The sequence below is a fragment of the Kitasatospora sp. NPDC057595 genome, assembly GCF_042800875.1.
GTDB lineage: Bacteria > Actinomycetota > Actinomycetes > Streptomycetales > Streptomycetaceae > Kitasatospora.
In genome coordinates this window covers 160,495-175,884 of sequence record NZ_JBHVGL010000007.1, presented here as the reverse complement: position 1 = coordinate 175,884, position 15,390 = coordinate 160,495, and the positions used below count along the sequence as shown (strand labels likewise).

Genomic DNA, 15,390 nt, shown 5'->3' with positions numbered 1-15,390 from the left:
GCGACCGGGAGCCGTCATGAGCTACGAGATCGAGAAGACCGACGCCGAATGGCGCGCCCAGCTCTCCCCCGAGGAGTACCACGTCCTGCGGGAGGCCGGCACCGAGCGCCCGTTCACCGGCGAGTACACCGACACCAAGACCGTCGGCGTCTACAGCTGCCGGGCCTGCGGCACTGAGCTGTTCAGCTCGGAGACCAAGTTCGACAGCCACTGCGGCTGGCCGTCCTACTACGCGCCGCTCGCCGGGGACCGCGTCCAGTACATCGAGGACACCTCGCTCGGCATGCGCCGGGTGGAGGTCCGCTGCGCCCGCTGCGGCGGGCACCTCGGCCACGTCTTCGAGGGCGAGGGCTACGGCACGCCGACCGACCAGAGGTACTGCATCAACTCGGTCTCGCTCACGCTGAAGCCGGCGGAGTGACAAGGAGCGCGTGAACGCGTGGAGGGCCCGGACACCCGTGGGGTGCCGGGCCCCGCGCTATCCGGCGACCGGGGTGAAGCGGACCGGGAGGCGGACCAGGGCGCGGTGGAAGGGGCCGGGGCGCCAGTGCAGGGCGTCGGCGGGCTCGGCAAGTACGAGGTCGCCGATCCGGCTGGTCAGCTGCTCGATCGCGGTGATGGCGATCAGCAGGGCGGGGTCGCGGGCCGGGCAGGCGTGCGGGCCGGCCGCCCAGGCCAGATGGGCGGAGCCGCCGCTGCGCAGCCCGGCGGTGTCCACGCCGTCGGCGGTGGCGGCGGGCGGGGCGGCCTGGGAGTTGGCGGCCGCGTAGGAGACCAGGACGAGCGAGCCCGCCGGGATGGCGCGGCCGTGGAAGGTGACGTCGACGCGCGGGTAGTGGGCGGAGAGGTTGGCCAGCGGCGGCTCGTGCCAGAGCACCTCGTCGATCGCCTGGTGCGCCGTCATCGCCCCGCCGAACAGCGAGCCGGCGTAGCGAGCGTCGGTGAGCAGGCGCAGCAGGGCGTTGCCGATGAGGTTGGTGGTCGGCTCGTTGCCGGCGATCATGGTGAGGGTGATCTGCCGGACCACCTCGTCGTTGTCCAGCCCGGCCGGGTGGGTGAGGAACCACGAGGTGAGGTCGTGCCGGGGGCGTTCGCGGCGCTCGGCGACCATCCCGGTGACCACCTCGACGAGGTCCGTGTACGCGGCCACCGCGTGCCGGGTGGACTCGATGGAGCCGACGATGCCGGCCACCAGCCGTTCCCGGTGCTCGTCGGGCACGCCGAAGCCGGTGGTGAGGACGTGCACGGGCAGCCGGCGGGCGTAGTCGGCGATGAGGTCGGCGGAGCCGGTCTCGCCGAAGGCGCCGATCAGCCGGTGCGCGACCTCGGCGACCCGGCGCTGCAGCAGGTGCGGCTCCAGCAGCGCCAGGCCGTCGGTGATCACCTGCCGGTAGCGGGCGTGCGTCGCGCCGTCGCTGAACAGGGCGGTCGGCCGGTAGCCGAGCACCGGCAGCAGCGGGGAGTCCGGCGGGACGGTCCGCTGCCAGGCCCGGGAGTCCTTGGAGAAGGTGTCGGTGTCGCGCAGCAGGTCCAGGGCGGCCTGGTAGTCGGTGACCAGCAGGGCCGTGACGCCGGGTGCGATCTCCACCTCGGCGACCGGGCCCTGGCGGCGCAGCCGCTCGTAGACGGCCTGCGGGTCGGCGGCGAAGGCCGGGCCGTGCAGCGCGGCCGGGGGGTGCGCGGGGTCGGTGGTCATGGCTGCTCCGGGGCCGGGGCGGAGGCGGGCAGGCCGTGCAGGACGTGCTCGGTGAGCGCGATCAGGGCGTCCAGGCTGGAGCCGCGCTCCCGGGCGTCGCAGAGCACCAGCGGGGTGCTGGGGTGCAGGTCGAGGTGGCTGCGCAGGACCGCGGCCGGGTGCACCGGCGAGTCGGGGAAGCGGTTGACGGCGACCGCGTAGGGCAAGCCCTGCTCCTCGACCATGTCCATGATCTCGAAGGAGTCGGCGAGCCGGCGGGTGTCCGCCAGGACGAGGGCGCCGATGGCGCCGCGGGCGATGTCCTGCCAGAGCGGGAAGAACCGGCGCTGGCCGGGGGTGCCGAACATGTAGAGCACCAGTTCGCCGGGCAGGGTGAGCCGGCCGAAGTCGACCGCGACCGTGGTGGTGGTCTTGCCGGGCAGGCCGGCCACGTCGTCGACGGGGGCGCCGGTCTCGGTCATCGCCTCCTCGGTGTGCAGGGTCGGGATCTCCGAGAGGGTGCGGATGAAGGTGGTCTTGCCGACGCCGAACGGGCCGGCGACCACCAGCTTCATCAGCGTCTGTTCGGGGTCGGGCAGGTAACCCACCCGGTCCGGCCGCCCCGGGCCGGGCGGGTTACCGGAGAGTGCGGAGTCCAACGAGGAGCCTCTCGACGAGGGAGCGGTCGGTCTGCTGGGCGCGGGGGATCGGCGCGCGGGCGTGCAGGCAGCCCGCCTCGACCAGATCGGCCGCGAGGAAGACCGTGGCGCTGACCGGCAGCCGCAGGTGCGCGGCGGCCTCGACCACGGTGAGCGCGCCGGGTCGTAAGAGGTCCCAGAGCCGGTGGTGCTCCGCCTCCAGCTCCGCGAGCGCCGCCGGGCGGTCGGCGCCGGTCGCGAACAGCACGGTGAGCCGTTCGAAGCCGTCGCCGCCCGGGCGGGTCCGGCCGCCGGTGACCAGGTAGGCGGGCACCATCCGCCTGCGGGGAGTGGCGGTCATGACCGGGCGGGGGCGTCCTGACGCCGGGCCGGGCTGGCCAGTGCCCGGCCCAGGGCGGCGACCTGGACCTGCATCTGGTAGGCGACGTTGCCGAGTTGGGCGTCGGGGGTGGTGAACACCGCGAGGGAGGTGTTCTCGCCGGCCGGGACGACGACGGCGAAGCCCAGCTCGGACTCGACGACGGTCTGCGCCAGCCGGGGCTGCTCGGCGTCGGTGAAGGCGGTGGTGAACGCCCGGGCGGCGGCGTGCACGGTGGCGGTCATCGCGGCGACCCGCTCGGCGGAGGCACGGGCGAGGCCGTCGGAGGCGGCTTCGACCAGGCCGTCGCCGGTGGCGATCAGCGCGTGCACGACACCGGGCAGCTCCAGGAGCGGGGTCAGCACCCAGGCGATGCCGTCGGTGTCGGACGGGCTGGGCGTGGTGCGGGTGGGGCTGGGCGTGCTGCTCACGGCGCGGCTCCTCAGGGGTTCTGGGTGGTGCGGCGGCCCGATGCGTCCGCGGGACCGGCGCCGGTGCGGTCGGCGTCGGGGCGGGGCGGGGCCGCCCGGTCGGCGCCGGCGGGGCCGGTCGCCGCGGGGGACGGGGGGTGGGGGGCGGATTCGGTACGGGTGCCGGTGGCCTCGGTGACGGTCGCGTCGGCGGTCCGCTCGGTCTCGGCCTCGGCCTCGGCGGTCCCGGACTCGGCGGCCGCGGCCTCGGCGACCGCGGCGCGGCCCGAGCCGGTGCCGTGCTGGAGCGCCTGCCAGCGGGCGGCGGCCTGCTCGGGCGTCCGCAGCGGGCGGACGGTGGCCGGCCCCCGGTCCGGTGCTCCGGCGGAGGCGGCCTGGGGCTGCGGGCCGGGCGTCAGCGGCCGGCGCCGGCGGCGGCTGGGCAGGCCGCTGCCGTCGTCCGCCGGGGCGGGCCCGTCCGGGACGGCGCGCACCGGCGGGACCGCGCGCACCGGCGCAGCGTCCGACACCGGCGCGTCCGACACCGGCGGCACGACCCGGATGGCCGGGACGCCGTCGCGGACGCGGCCGCCCGTCGGGCCCGGGGCGGGCGGCGCGGCGGGCGCGGGCCCGGGGCGCAGCGGCAGCGGGGTGAGCACCGAGAGCGGCTGCTCCTCGTCGACCACGGTCAGCAGCCCGGCCGGGATCCGCACCAGCGCGCGCATGCCGCCGTACGGGGAGGGCTCGACGTGGCAGGAGAAGCCGTACTGCCGGGCCAGCTTGCCGACCACCGCGAACCCGGTCCTGGGCGGGTTGCCGAGTTCGGTGAGCAGCACCTCGGGCGGGCCGGCCAGCAGCCGGCGGGCCCGGCGCAGCTGGTCCTCCTCCATGCCGATGCCGCTGTCGTCGACGATCACCAGGGCGCCCCGGCCGCCCTGCTGGACGGTGACCGGGACGTCGGTCTCCGGGTGCGAGTACGCGGTGGCGTTGGCGAGCAGTTCGGCGACGGCGATGGCCACCGGCTCGGCGGCCCGGGCGACCACCGCGAGCCGGTCCTCGCGCAGGTGGTTGGCCACCTTGATGCGGGCGTAGCCGGGCACCCGGGAGAGCGCGCCGACCACCACCTCGGCGAGCGGCGAGTCGGTGCGGGCCAGGCCCGGCCAGGCCTCGCAGAGCACGGCGACGGTCTGGATCCGGCGCAGCGCGACCTCGTTGCGGAAGTCGACCTCCAGCAGCCGGGGGTCGTCGTTGTCGTCCTGGAGCTGCTGGACCAGGCTCTGGATCTGGTAGAGCAGGGTCTGGATCTTGGAGGTGGCGCCGCGCATCGCGGCGCGGGCGGCGGCGTCGACCCGCTCCCGCTCGTCGGTGACGGCGGCGGAGGCGGCGTCCAGCACGGCCTGCAGGGCCTGGACGGCGTCCGGGCCGACGGCGGCGGCGTCGAGCGGCCCGGCGATCGGCGCGTTGGGGTGGCTCAGCCGCAGGGCGGCGGCGACCACGCGTTCGGTGGCGAGGTGGCCGATCTCGGCGAGCAGCGCGGCGGTGCGGCGTTCGGCCGCCGCGGCGGCCCGCTCGGCGCCGGTGGCGCGCTGCCGCGCCTCGGCGGCCACCTGGTCGGCCTCGGCGGCCCGTTGCCCGTCCTCGGCCGCCCGGTGCTCGGCCCGCCGGGCGCGGTCCTCGGCGGCGAGCGCGCTCTCGGCCGCGCCGCGGGCCTGCTCGGCCGACCGCTGCTCCTCGGCCCGCGCCTCGCGGGCCTGCTGCTCGGAGCGGCCGGCCCGGCCCTCGGCCACCCGGGCGCGCTCCTCGGCCAGGCCGGTCGAGGCCTCGGCGGCGGCGGCCCGGGCCAGCGCGTGGGAGCGGCCGCGGGCCAGCCACCCGGCCGCGGCGAGCGCGGCGAGCGCGATCAGCGCCAGGGCCGGGACCAGCAGCTGCGTCATCGGCGTCCTCGGAGTTTCCTTGTACGAAGAACGGACTCGGGGCGGGGGCGGTACGGGCGGTTCGGGGGGGGCGGCGGCCGGCTCAGGCGCGCGGGCGGGGGACGCGCCGTTCGGCGTCCTGCTCCAGCTCCCGGGCGACCAGGGCCACCTGGCTCATCGCCTCCAGGATGTTCGGCACCGCGCTGTCCTCCAGGTGCCGGTACTCGGCGGCGACGGTGAGCACCAGCCGCTCGGGCAGGCCGAGTTCGGGGTGGCGCTGCTCGGCGATGATCCGCCGGGCGGCGTCCAGGGCGGGCAGGCCGGCCCGGTGCAGGGCGTGCGCGCGCTCGCGGACGTGGTCGAGGTAGGCGATGTGCTCGCGCACGCCCGCCCGGTCGAGCACCGGGCCGTGGCCGGGGACGATGATCTCGGCGCCGGTGGCCAGGATCTGTTCGCAGGCGGCGATGATGTTCTCCAGCGGCCCGGCCCAGTGCGAGGGGTGGTCGCCGGGCTGCGCGGCGGTGGAGCCGAAGATGACGTCGCCGCTGAACACCGCGCGCTGCCGCGGGAGGTGGACGATGAGGTCGCCGCCGGTGTGCGCGGCGGGCAGGCCGGTGATCTGCACGGGGTACTCCCCGACGCGCAGCTCCAGCTCGCCGTGGAAGACGGTGTCCGGGTGGACGGGCTCGGTGTGCGACCAGTCGAACCGGCCGAAGTGGCGCCGGAGGTAGTCGCCGAGCGGCGAGTCCGGGTCGCTGCCGACGACCAGGCCGTGGGTCTGCTGGGGCGTCGGCTCCCAGTGGATGTGCTCCAGCGCCTCCCGGGTGGCGATCACCTCGGCGTCCGGCAGCACGCCCGCGCCCCAGAGGTGGTCGCCGTTGGCGTGGGTGACGACGATCCGGTCGACGGTGACGCCGTCGGCCAGCCGCTTGCGGCTCTCGGCGAGGAACTCGGCGGCGAGCGAGGGGTCGTACGGCGTGTCGATCCACAGCGCCGTCCGCGGACCGGCGAGCAGTCCGCAGTTGGCCAGGCCCCATCCTCGCTTCGGCGGGAGCCAGACGTAGAGGTCCTCGGCAATCGCGCTCACGTTCGCACGGTTGATCGTCATGGGCGCGATTATGCCGATGATGTGACAGTAGTGGAGCAAAAGCCTGATGAATCCGGCCACTTCCTGTCCCAGAGTCTCCCGGACTGTCCCGTTTGCCCGGATCCGCGGCGGCCGAATCCTGCCCCCGCGCACTCAGGCCGAGGGCAGGATGCGGCAGACCTCGACCGTCACGTCCACGGTGTCCAGGCCGATCACCCGGCCCTCGACGGCGACGAACCCCTTCTCCCCGGAACGGAACAGCGCGGCCAGCGGGGACTGCCGGCCGGCCGCCGCCAGGGCCTCCACCGCCATCGCCGACCCGAACGCGAAGACCCCGCAGAGCACCACGCAGGGCGCCTGCCGGCCGGTCCGGGTGACGAACACGAAGCCGTGGTCGCGGACCAGTTCGTCGGCCGCGTTGTACTGCGCCTCGAAGATCATCCCGCCCCAGCGGGCCCGGGCCGCGTGCGGGTGCTCCAGCCGGAAGTCCGGGAAGCCGGCCGCCAGGACGCCGGCCGAGTAGGCGTTGACGGCCGGCCCGCCGATCGAGAAGGTCGGCATCCTCGGGTCCTGCGCGCCCGCGGTGACCAGCTCGATGGTGGCCTTGCGGTTGATCTTCCGCAGCAGGTCGATGAGCTGGGCGATGGCCCGGGCCTCGGCCATCGGCATGAAGAGCACGTTCCGCGGCCCCCGGCTGGTGAGCCGGCAGCCGTCCTTGGCGTAGGCGAACTCGGCGGCCTCGACGCTCGGGGTGACGATCTGCACCCGGCCGTACGGCCCGAGCAGCACCCGCAGGAAGCCGTAGCGCAGGAAGAGCCTGGTGCGGGCGAGCGAGCGGGCGGCGAGAAAGCCGATCACCGCCGGGACGAACCCGACCAGGATCTGGAGCAGGATCTCCATGGCACCCCCGCGCGGAAGCCCGACGACTCGGGCACGAACAGACTGCGCGGAGGTGATGCCCCGTGAGGCCCCGGGAACGCACGCGTTCCGGGCCCCATCCAGCGCCCACGCGGGTGGACGCCCCGAATTCACCCGGACGGCTCAGCGTCTCGTCACGCTCCGTCACCACCTCCGGCCACGCCGCCGTCCAGGCGCTTGATGTACTTCCGCTCGCTCGCGCAGCGCTCGTAACCCAGCCAGGCGTTGATCGCGAGCATCGGCGCATTGGTGGCGTCGTTGGAGGTGTAGGCCCGCCGCAGACCGGCGGCGCGGGCGCGGCGCAGCGACTCCAGCTTGGCGAGCTTGCTCAGCCCCCGCCCCCGGTACGCCCGGCGGCAGGCGGTGAACGCCGACCAGTAGCGGTCCGCGCCGTCGGTGCTGACGGCGCTGAACGCGACGGGCAGGCCGTCGGCCACGGCGACCACGGTCAGCTCGCGGTCGAGGTCCGGACGGTTCCACTCCCCTGCCAGCCACGCGTCGTACTCGACGGCGTCCAGCACGATCTCGCCCGGCTCGTCCCGCGCCGCGTCCACCTCGATCTCGTAGACCGGGCGGGGATCGGCCGCGAAGTCGCTCGTCGGGCGGAGCTCCACACCGGCCGGCAGCGGCGGGGCCGGCGGCAGCGGCTTGGCGAGGTCGCGGCCCGCGAAGTGGGCGGTGCGGCCGGCGGTGAAGCCCCGGGCCTCGGCGAAGGCGCGCGAGCCGGGCTCGTCGTCCACCCAGCTGTGCAGCTCGACGACGCCGTGCCCGGTCAGGTGCCGCTCGGCGGCGGCCAGCAGGGCGGTGAAGGCTCCGCGCCGCCGGTACCCGGGCAGGACGCTGCCGTTGGCGTGGCCGACGCCGGTGGTCGTGGTGCCGACGACCACCCCGCAGCGGACCGCGCCGACCACCCGGCCGTCCAGTTCGGCGACGAAGGTCCGGTAGTGGGAGCCCTTCGGCGGCCGGGCCTCGCGCCAGACGAACATCTCGGGCGTCTGCACCAGGTGCTCACGGCCGGCGCGGTGGGCCGCCGCGACGGCCTCGGCGTCCTCCGGTCGGAAGTCACGAATCGTCAGAAGTGTCATAGGGAGGTCACGGTAGCCCCACAGCCGGACCGTCCGCCCCTGGTTTTTCCGGCCGGGACCGCCCCGACCTGCGGCGTTGCCGCGGCCCGGCGGTACGGATCGCTCATTGACGCCACGCCAAGCTCAAGTAATGCTCTGAGATGACCGGACCAGGCTTGGCAGCCGAGCCGCCCGGGGACATGCTCACCAGCACGGCCCGGCGGCCCCGGCGACGAGGCCCGGCCGACCGACGGCCTTCCCACCCGGCCCTCCGAAGGGGGCGCATCGATGACCTCCCCTGCCCTGCACCCCGCACCGCCCACGCCCGCACCCCGTACGCCCGCACCGACGACGGGCAGCACTCACACCACCGGTACCACCCACACCACCCACACCACCGACGACGCCCGCCGGCTCGGCATCGGCCTCGGCTGGCGCAGCGAGATCGACACCGTGGTCGAGCGCCAGCCCGGCCTGGACTGGGTCGAGGTGGTCGCCGAGAACCTCTGCGCCGGCCACCTCCCGGAGTCCCTGCGGATCCTGCGCGAGCGCGGCCTCACCGTCGTCCCGCACGGCGTCGGGCTCGGCCTCGGCGGCGCCGACCGGCCCGACCCGGCCCGTCTCGACCGGCTCGCCGAGACGGCCGGCGCGCTCGGCTCGCCGCTGGTCACCGAGCACCTGGCGTTCGTCCGGGCCGGCGGCCTGGAGGCCGGCCACCTGCTGCCGGTGCCCCGCTCGCGCGACGCGCTGCGAGTGATCGCCGAGAACGTCCGGATCGCCCAGGACCGGCTGCCGGTGCCGCTGGCCCTGGAGAACATCGCCGCCCAGCTGGCCTGGCCGGACGACGAGCTGACCGAGGGCCAGTTCCTCGCCGAGCTGGTCGAGCGCACCGGCGTACGGCTGCTGATCGACGTCGCCAACCTGCACACCAACCGGGTCAACCTCGGCATCGACCCGGCCGCCGAGCTGGACCGCCTGCCGCTGGAGGCGCTCGCCTACGTGCACGTCGCGGGCGGCACCCTGGTCGACGGCGTCTGGCACGACACCCACGCCCACCCGGTCACCGAGCCGGTGCTGGAGGTGCTGGCCGAGCTGTGCGCGCGGGTCGCCCCGCCCGGGGTGCTGCTGGAGCGCGACGCCGCGTTCCCGCCGCCCGCCGAGCTGGCGGCCGAGCTCGACGCCATCCGGCGGGTGCTGGACGGCGGTGCCGCCCGATGACCGCGGCTCCGCACACCGGCACCGACCCGGGCACCGACACCCGGCCGGGCGCCAGTACCGACCGGGGCACCGACTCCGCCCGCGCCCGGCTGGCCGCCCGGCAGACCGAGCTGCTCACCGCCCTGGTGGCCGGCGGCCCGGTGCCGCCCGGCTTCGACCCCGCGCAGGTGCGCGCGCAGGCCGCCGGTCTGGCCGCCAAACGGCGGGACACCGCCGCCAAGGTCGCCCCGGCCCTGCCCCGCCTGCTCGGCGCGCAGTACGGCCCGCTGTTCCTCGCCTACGCCCGCAGCCGTCCGCAGACCGGCGGCTACCGCGCCGACGCCCGGGCCTTCGCCGCCTGGGTGCTCGCCGAAGGCCCGGGCCCGGAAGACCCGGGCACGGGAGGCCCAGGCCCGGAAGACCCGGGCACCGGCGGCGCGGGACCGGACGCCGACGTCCGCCGCTCGCTGGCGCGGTGGCTCGACCCGGCCCCGGAACGCCCGCCGGGCCCGCTCGCCCGCCTGCGGCGAGCGCTGCGCCCGGGCCTCGACACCTGAGCGGCCTCCCGCCGCACCGCACCCCGCACCCCAGAACCGCCCGAACCACGGCGCCGCGCGCGCCCGGACCACGTCTCACCGACCGGGGGAACCCGCCCATGTGGCACGACGCCTACTACCTGATCCCCGCCGCCGTCCTGGCCGCCACCGTCCTGTGGGCCTCACGGGCCCGGCAGGCCGCCCTGCGCGTCCCCAACCCCCAGGGCCTGCCCGGCCGCGGCCTCCACCTGCTGCACGCCGCCTTCCTGGCCGGCGGCCCCGGCCGGGTCTTCGACACCGCGCTGGTCCGGATGCACCGGGCCGGCCACGTCGTGGTCAGCCGCTCCCGGCTGGTCACCGTCACCGCCGACCGCCCGCAGGACGCCGTGGAGCGCGCGATCGTCGAGGCGGTCGGCCCGTCCCGCAGCCTCGACCTCGACCCGCTGCGCCTCGCCGTGATGCGCTCGCCGGGCGTCCAGGCGATCGGCGACGAGCTCGCCGGGCGAGGTCTGCTGCGCAACCCCGTCCGGCTGCGCCGGGCGAGGACCGCGCACCGGTCCATCTGGCTCGCGCCACTGCTCACGGTGGCCCTCACCGCCCTCGCCTACCCGCTCGCCTCGCACGACGGGTCCGGCGACGACGGTCCCGCGCTGTGGATCCCGCTGCTGCTGCTCGCCGTCGGCCTGCTCTCGCTGCTCGGCACCCGGCCGCCCAAGGGCCGGATCACCCCGGCCGGGCGCCGCCAGCTCGGCCTGATGGACAACGGCACGCCGTGGCGGCCCCGGCACGGGGCCCGCAACGCCGACGCCGCGCTGCTCGGCGCCATCGCGCTCGGCGGCCTGGTCGCCGTCGAGTTCGCCGACGAGGAGCTGCGGCAGGCGCTGCTCGCCTCGGCCGCCGCCGACCAGACGGTCGGGGCGGCCGGCTGGTCCGCCGCCGGCTCGCCGTCCGCGTCCTCCTCGTCCTCGTCGTCCTCCGGCTCCTCGTCCTCCGGCTGCGGCAGCAGCCCGGCGGTCTGGTGCGGCTCCTCCTCCGACTCCAACTCCGGCTCGTCCGACTCCGGCTCCGGTTCCTCGGGTTCGAGCTGCGGCGGGAGCAGCGGCTGCGGAGGAAGCTCCTCGTCGTCGTCCAGCTGCTCCTCGGGGTCCTCCGGCTGCGGGTCCTCCTCCTCGTCCAGCTGCGGTTCCAGCTGCGGCGGCGGCTGCGGCTCCTGACCACCGCCCCCGCCCGACGCCCCGCCGGACGTCACAGTTCGGTATCGCGGTCCGGGAACACGTACCGCGTGCGGCGCGGCCGGGTCTACAACAAGCCCATGTGGTTGCTCTTCCTGCTCCCGGCCTGCGTCGCCGCGGTGCTCTCCTGCATCCGGCTGGTCCGGATGACCGCCGCCGCCGACGCGTTCTCCGGGCAGGAGGGCCCCCGACCGCCCGAGGCGGTCGGCATCGGGCTGTACGAGACGGCCTACCTGGCCGGCGGACCGGACCGGGTCGTCGAACTCGCCCTCGTCCTGATGGCCTCCCGGGGCCGGCTGCACCTCGCCCACACCGGCTGGACCACCGTCGTCGACCCGCGCGGGCGCAGCCGGCTGGAGCGCGCGGTGATCGCCACCGTCGGCCCGGAGGGCCAGTGCCGCACCGACGACCTGCGGGCCGCGATGGCCGCCCACCCCACCGTGCTGGAGATCGGCAGCCGGCTGTCGCTGGCCGGACTGGCCACCCCGGCGGCCGTCCAGCGGCACACCGTGCTGGTGGTCCGGCAGGTCCGGCAGGCGCTGCTGCTCTCCCTGGTGCTGCTGGTCCTCGCGCTGGTCGCCGGCGGTCTGCTGGAGGGTGACGCGCTGACCCCGCTGGCCTGGTTCTCGCTGCCGCTGGTGCTCACCTCGGGCACCCTGCTGATGGCCCGGGTCGATGTCTACCCCTATACCCGCTGGGCCTCGCCGGTCGGCCAGGAGGTGCTCCGCGAGGTGCGCCCTCCGCGCCAGCACGGGCTGACCGACGACGACGAGCGCGAGCTGCTCACCGCCGTCGCCATGAACGGCCCGGCCGCCCTCCCGGACGCCCGGCTGCGCGCCGCCCTGCGCCGCCACTGACGCCGGACGCCGCCACTGACGCGGGAAGGGGCCCCGTCCGATGTGGACGGGACCCCTCCTTCGCCTGCCGCGCCGCTCAGACCAGGCCGTTGAGCAGCTCGGCGACCGGCTTGCGGCGGCCGGTGAAGAACGGCACCTCCTCGCGGACGTGCAGCCGGGCCCGGGACGGGCGCAGGTCGCGCATCAGGTCCACGATCCGGTGCAGCTCGTCCGCCTCGAAGGCGAGCAGCCACTCGTAGTCGCCCAGCGCGAACGAGGCGACGGTGTTGGCCCGCACGTCCGGGTAGCCGCGCGCCATCTGGCCGTGCTCGGCGAGCATCGCGCGCCGCTCGGCGTCCGGCAGCAGGTACCACTCGTAGGAGCGGACGAACGGGTAGACGCAGACGTAGTCGCGCGGGCGCTCGTCGGCGAGGAACGCCGGGATGTGCGACTTGTTGAACTCCGCCGGGCGGTGCAGCGCCATGTTCGACCAGACCGGCTCCAGCAGCCGGCCCAGGCCGGTGCGGCGGAAGCGGTTGTACGCCTCCTGCAGGTCGTCGGAGTCCTCGGCGTGCCACCAGACCAGGATGTCGGCGTCGGCGCGCAGACCGGACACGTCGTAGGTGCCGCGCACCAGGACGTCCTTGGCGGCGAGCTGCGCGAACAGCTCGTCGACCTCGGCGGCCAGCCCGGTGCGGTCCTCGGGCAGGGCGCCCTTGAGCTTGAACACCGACCACATGGTGTAGCGGATGACCTGGTTCAGGTCGCGCGCCTTCTTCTTCGCGGGCTGCTCGGCGGCCTGCTGCTCAACGGTCTCAGTCATGCGCCCATTGTCCTCTCCGTGACGTTCGCCCCGGTCAGCGGGGTCAACACTCTGTCGAGCCCGGCGACGGCCGCCCGGGCACTCGCGATGCACGCCGGGATGCCCACGCCGTCGTACGCCGCCCCGCACAGCGCCAGCGCGCCGACCCGGTCCGCGGCCGCCCGGATCCGGGCCACCCGGTCCAGGTGGCCGACCGGGTACTGCGGCAGTCCGGCCCGCCAGCGGGTGACGGCGGTGTCGTAGGGGCGGGCGGTCAGACCGATCGCCTCGCCCAGGTCGGCCAGCGAGCGGGCGACCAGCTCCCCGTCGTCCAGCTCCAGCGGCTCCTCCTCGTGCAGCCGCCCCAGCGAGGTGCGCAGCACGAAGGTGTCCGGGGCCGAGCGCTCCAGCCAGCCCCACTTGTTGGAGGAGAACGTCGACGCCTTGATCCGGCGGCCGTCCACCGGCGGGACGAGGAAGCCGCTGCCGGCCGGCGGCTCGGACAGGTCGGCGCGGCGGAAGGCCAGGGTGACCAGCGCCATCCCGGCGTACTCGACGCCGTCCAGCTCGGCGGCGGCGGCCGGCGCGTCGGCGCGCAGCAGCCGGGCGGCGGCGGGCGCCGGCACGGCCAGCACGACGGCGTCCGCGTGCAGGGTGTCGCCGTCGCCGGTGGTCACCCGCCAGCCGTCGGCGGTGCGGCGCAGCGCGGTCACCCCGGTGCGGGTGCGCAGCTCGACGCCGGCCTCCGCGCAGGCCGCGGCGACCGCCGCCGGCAGGGTGCCGAGGCCGCCGCGCAGGCCCTGGAAGACGGGGGTGTCGCTCTTCGGCCGGCCGGCCAGCTCGCGCACCCCGTCGAGCAGCGACCCGCCGCCCCGGGCGAGCGGCAGCAGCGCGGGCACCGCGGCCCGCAGCGAGATCTCGTCGGCGTGCCCGGCGTAGACGCCGCCCAGCAGCGGCTCCACCAGCCGGTCCACCACCTCGCGGCCGAGCCGGTCGGCGACGTAGCGGCCGATCGCGACGTCGTCCGCGACCGCCTCGCCGGCCGCCTCGTGCCGGGCCCGCTCAAGCCCCTCGGGGCTCAGCACCCCGGAGTCCGCCAGCGCGGCGAGGTCCCCGGGAACGCCCATGACCTGCCCGCCGGGCAGCGGACGCAGCGCGCCCCTGGTCCAGATCGCGGCCTTGGCGGTGGTCGGCGGCTCCAACTGCTCCGCGAGTCCGACCGCCCGCGCCAGCTCGACCGCCTCCGGCCGCCGCGCCAGCATCGACTCGGCCCCGAGGTCCACCCGGACCCCGCCGACCTCGCCGCCCCACAGCTTCCCGCCCAGCCGCTCCGACGCCTCCACCAGCGTCACCCGCGCCCGCGCGGGCTCCCCCGCACCCCCACCGAGCACGGCGGCAGCGGTCAGTCCCGCGATACCGCCGCCGATCACCACGACATGTGCCTGCGCCATGGTTCGCAGTCTCGCAGGTCTTTACACCTTTGCCTCAATCCGCTGCACGCTTCGCCCCGGGGGCGGGGACGAGCGCGTCGAGGTCGATGTCCAGCGGGAACGGCACCGGCCGCTCCAGCCGCTTCCGGAAGATCCCGGCCGGGGCGTAGGCACGGACCGGCCGCTCCAGCTCGAAGGCGTGCACCACTGGCAGTCCCTCCTCCTCGATCACCCAGTAGTGCGGGATCCCGGCCTCGGCGTACTTCTGGAGCTTGACGCCCCGGTCACGGTGAGCGGACTCGGGGGAGACCACCTCCACGACGAGCGCCACGTCGGCCGCTGCGAAGTACGTACGGTCGGGGTCGTAGTCGGTTGTCGCGACCACCAGATCGGGCTCGGGCCGATTACGCGCGTCCAGCTTGATCGTCATCTCGCGCTCGGCCAGGAAGCCTTCCGGCACGAGTTCCTCCAGGATTGCGGTCAGGCCGGTGACCGCTCGACTGTGCCACGACCGCTGCGGGGACATCATGAAGACCAGCGCTCCGTCGATCAGTTCGGTGTGGCGCGGCGCCTGCGGCAAGTGGTCGAGGTCGTCGGCGAACCAGCCCTCGACTCGGGGTGCGTACATCCACTCCGGCAACTCACTCATGGGCCCACGGTAGTGAGTCCTGGGCGGGTGCGGGACCTCGTTAGGCTCGGCGGCATGGAGAAGGTGCTGGTGAGTGCGTGTCTGGCCGGGGTGCCATGTCGGTACGACGGGCGGGCGAAGACGGCGCGGGCGGCTGCCGAACTGGTGGCCGAGGGGCGCGGGGTCGTGGTGTGCCCGGAAGGGGCGGGCGGGCTGCCGACGCCCCGGCCGGCGGCGGAGATCGTCGGCGGGGACGGGGCGGACGTGCTGGACGGCCGGGCGCGGGTGGTGGACGCGACCGGCGCGGACTGCACCGAGGAGTTCGTGGCCGGGGCGCGGGCGGCGCTCGCCGCGGCCGAGGCGTCGGGGGCGCGGCGGGCGCTGCTGATGGCCCGCAGCCCGTCCTGCGGGTGCGGGCAGGTGTACGACGGCACGTTCGGCGGGACGCTGCGGCCGGGGGACGGCGTGACGGCGGCGCTGCTGCGGCGCGCGGGGATCGAGGTGGAGGCCGTCTGACGCCTTGTCCGGCCCGCAGCCGATACGTGATCAACCCGCGATGTTCCGGCGGGATCCGATCCGGGCCGCTTCCCGTCGAATGGTCCGAGCGTCCCGAGGGGGGACGCCGGACGGTCGACGCGGGAGGGC

The 15,390-nt window shown here is 75.8% G+C and carries 15 protein-coding genes and 1 pseudogene; 5 read left to right on the top strand and 11 right to left on the bottom strand.

Annotation, left to right across the window (positions count from 1 at the left end; genetic code table 11):
• Nucleotides 1–16 precede the first annotated feature (16 nt).
• On the top strand, nt 17–421 hold the full coding sequence (gene msrB / locus ACFU9E_RS13800; protein ID WP_355369165.1) for a peptide-methionine (R)-S-oxide reductase MsrB: 405 nt from the start codon (nt 17–19) through the stop codon (nt 419–421).
• A 57-nt stretch (nt 422–478) separates the two neighbouring features.
• Here the strand turns inward: msrB and ACFU9E_RS13795 are convergent, their stop codons facing one another.
• The 8 genes from ACFU9E_RS13795 to ACFU9E_RS13760 form a co-directional block, all read right to left on the bottom strand.
• Nucleotides 479–1,696: a cytochrome P450 gene (locus ACFU9E_RS13795; protein WP_380684693.1), complete on the bottom strand. Its 1,218-nt coding sequence runs from the start codon at nt 1,694–1,696 to the stop codon at nt 479–481.
• Nucleotides 1,693–2,334 (bottom strand): ATP/GTP-binding protein, encoded by a 642-nt coding sequence (locus ACFU9E_RS13790; RefSeq protein ID WP_380684694.1) that lies wholly within the window; start codon nt 2,332–2,334, stop codon nt 1,693–1,695. Before ACFU9E_RS13790 ends, ACFU9E_RS13795 begins: the two co-directional genes overlap by 4 nt.
• On the bottom strand, nt 2,312–2,674 hold the full coding sequence (locus ACFU9E_RS13785) for a DUF742 domain-containing protein (protein WP_355369169.1): 363 nt from the start codon (nt 2,672–2,674) through the stop codon (nt 2,312–2,314). Before ACFU9E_RS13785 ends, ACFU9E_RS13790 begins: the two co-directional genes overlap by 23 nt.
• Nucleotides 2,671–3,123 (bottom strand): roadblock/LC7 domain-containing protein, encoded by a 453-nt coding sequence (locus tag ACFU9E_RS13780; protein WP_355369171.1) that lies wholly within the window; start codon nt 3,121–3,123, stop codon nt 2,671–2,673. Before ACFU9E_RS13780 ends, ACFU9E_RS13785 begins: the two co-directional genes overlap by 4 nt.
• Before the next feature lie 11 nt (nt 3,124–3,134).
• Entirely contained in the window at nt 3,135–5,036 is a 1,902-nt protein-coding gene (locus ACFU9E_RS13775; protein WP_380715012.1) for an ATP-binding protein, read from the bottom strand.
• Between the two features lie 82 nt (nt 5,037–5,118).
• The gene (locus ACFU9E_RS13770) at nt 5,119–6,123 is read right to left on the bottom strand and encodes an MBL fold metallo-hydrolase (RefSeq protein ID WP_380684021.1); all 1,005 of its coding nucleotides are present in this window, start codon (nt 6,121–6,123) and stop codon (nt 5,119–5,121) included.
• Between the two features lie 132 nt (nt 6,124–6,255).
• Nucleotides 6,256–7,002 carry a hypothetical protein gene (locus tag ACFU9E_RS13765; RefSeq protein ID WP_355369177.1) on the bottom strand — a complete coding sequence of 249 codons (747 nt, stop codon included), beginning with the start codon at nt 7,000–7,002 and terminating at the stop codon, nt 6,256–6,258.
• A 152-nt stretch (nt 7,003–7,154) separates the two neighbouring features.
• Complete coding sequence (locus ACFU9E_RS13760) at nt 7,155–8,105, bottom strand: GNAT family N-acetyltransferase (protein WP_380684022.1); 951 nt, start codon at nt 8,103–8,105, stop codon at nt 7,155–7,157.
• A gap of 267 nt (nt 8,106–8,372) precedes the next feature.
• Between ACFU9E_RS13760 and ACFU9E_RS13755 the strand changes: the two are divergent.
• The 3 genes and pseudogenes from ACFU9E_RS13755 (at nt 8,373) to ACFU9E_RS13745 (ending at nt 11,906) form a co-directional block, all read left to right on the top strand.
• Nucleotides 8,373–9,838, top strand: a pseudogene (locus ACFU9E_RS13755) (DUF692 family multinuclear iron-containing protein).
• A gap of 98 nt (nt 9,839–9,936) precedes the next feature.
• Nucleotides 9,937–11,031 carry a TIGR04222 domain-containing membrane protein gene (locus ACFU9E_RS13750; protein ID WP_380684023.1) on the top strand — a complete coding sequence of 365 codons (1,095 nt, stop codon included), beginning with the start codon at nt 9,937–9,939 and terminating at the stop codon, nt 11,029–11,031.
• 98 nt (nt 11,032–11,129) lie between these two features.
• Entirely contained in the window at nt 11,130–11,906 is a 777-nt protein-coding gene (locus ACFU9E_RS13745; RefSeq protein WP_380684025.1) for a TIGR04222 domain-containing membrane protein, read from the top strand.
• A 76-nt stretch (nt 11,907–11,982) separates the two neighbouring features.
• Here ACFU9E_RS13745 and hemQ read toward each other — a convergent pair whose 3' ends face one another.
• The 3 genes from hemQ to ACFU9E_RS13730 are packed head-to-tail and all read right to left on the bottom strand — an operon-like array spanning nt 11,983 to nt 14,766.
• Nucleotides 11,983–12,708 (bottom strand): hydrogen peroxide-dependent heme synthase, encoded by a 726-nt coding sequence (gene hemQ, locus ACFU9E_RS13740; protein WP_355369185.1) that lies wholly within the window; start codon nt 12,706–12,708, stop codon nt 11,983–11,985.
• Nucleotides 12,705–14,138 (bottom strand): protoporphyrinogen oxidase, encoded by a 1,434-nt coding sequence (hemG, locus tag ACFU9E_RS13735; RefSeq protein WP_380684028.1) that lies wholly within the window; start codon nt 14,136–14,138, stop codon nt 12,705–12,707. The genes hemQ and hemG overlap by 4 nt, the downstream gene beginning before the upstream one ends.
• Before the next feature lie 34 nt (nt 14,139–14,172).
• A complete protein-coding gene (locus tag ACFU9E_RS13730; RefSeq protein WP_380684029.1) occupies nt 14,173–14,766 on the bottom strand; it encodes a Uma2 family endonuclease in 594 nt (197 codons plus the stop codon).
• A 54-nt stretch (nt 14,767–14,820) separates the two neighbouring features.
• Between ACFU9E_RS13730 and ACFU9E_RS13725 the strand changes: the two genes are divergently transcribed.
• Nucleotides 14,821–15,261: a DUF523 domain-containing protein gene (locus ACFU9E_RS13725; RefSeq protein WP_380684031.1), complete on the top strand. Its 441-nt coding sequence runs from the start codon at nt 14,821–14,823 to the stop codon at nt 15,259–15,261.
• Nucleotides 15,262–15,390: the final 129 nt, after the last annotated feature.

What these genes read in the sequence shown, in the direction of transcription:
- ACFU9E_RS13745 (WP_380684025.1), top strand. Translation starts at nt 11,130, where the DNA reads ATGTGGTTGCTCTTCCTGCTCCCGGCCTGCGTCGCCGCGGTGCTCTCC.
- ACFU9E_RS13775 (WP_380715012.1), bottom strand. Translation starts at nt 5,036, where the DNA reads ATGACGCAGCTGCTGGTCCCGGCCCTGGCGCTGATCGCGCTCGCCGCG.
- ACFU9E_RS13750 (WP_380684023.1), top strand. Translation starts at nt 9,937, where the DNA reads ATGTGGCACGACGCCTACTACCTGATCCCCGCCGCCGTCCTGGCCGCC.
- ACFU9E_RS13730 (WP_380684029.1), bottom strand. Translation starts at nt 14,766, where the DNA reads ATGAGTGAGTTGCCGGAGTGGATGTACGCACCCCGAGTCGAGGGCTGG.
- ACFU9E_RS13760 (WP_380684022.1), bottom strand. Translation starts at nt 8,105, where the DNA reads ATGACACTTCTGACGATTCGTGACTTCCGACCGGAGGACGCCGAGGCC.
- hemQ (WP_355369185.1), bottom strand. Translation starts at nt 12,708, where the DNA reads ATGACTGAGACCGTTGAGCAGCAGGCCGCCGAGCAGCCCGCGAAGAAG.
- msrB (WP_355369165.1), top strand. Translation starts at nt 17, where the DNA reads ATGAGCTACGAGATCGAGAAGACCGACGCCGAATGGCGCGCCCAGCTC.
- ACFU9E_RS13795 (WP_380684693.1), bottom strand. Translation starts at nt 1,696, where the DNA reads ATGACCACCGACCCCGCGCACCCCCCGGCCGCGCTGCACGGCCCGGCC.
- ACFU9E_RS13770 (WP_380684021.1), bottom strand. Translation starts at nt 6,123, where the DNA reads ATGACGATCAACCGTGCGAACGTGAGCGCGATTGCCGAGGACCTCTAC.
- ACFU9E_RS13765 (WP_355369177.1), bottom strand. Translation starts at nt 7,002, where the DNA reads ATGGAGATCCTGCTCCAGATCCTGGTCGGGTTCGTCCCGGCGGTGATC.
- hemG (WP_380684028.1), bottom strand. Translation starts at nt 14,138, where the DNA reads ATGGCGCAGGCACATGTCGTGGTGATCGGCGGCGGTATCGCGGGACTG.
- ACFU9E_RS13785 (WP_355369169.1), bottom strand. Translation starts at nt 2,674, where the DNA reads ATGACCGCCACTCCCCGCAGGCGGATGGTGCCCGCCTACCTGGTCACC.
- ACFU9E_RS13725 (WP_380684031.1), top strand. Translation starts at nt 14,821, where the DNA reads ATGGAGAAGGTGCTGGTGAGTGCGTGTCTGGCCGGGGTGCCATGTCGG.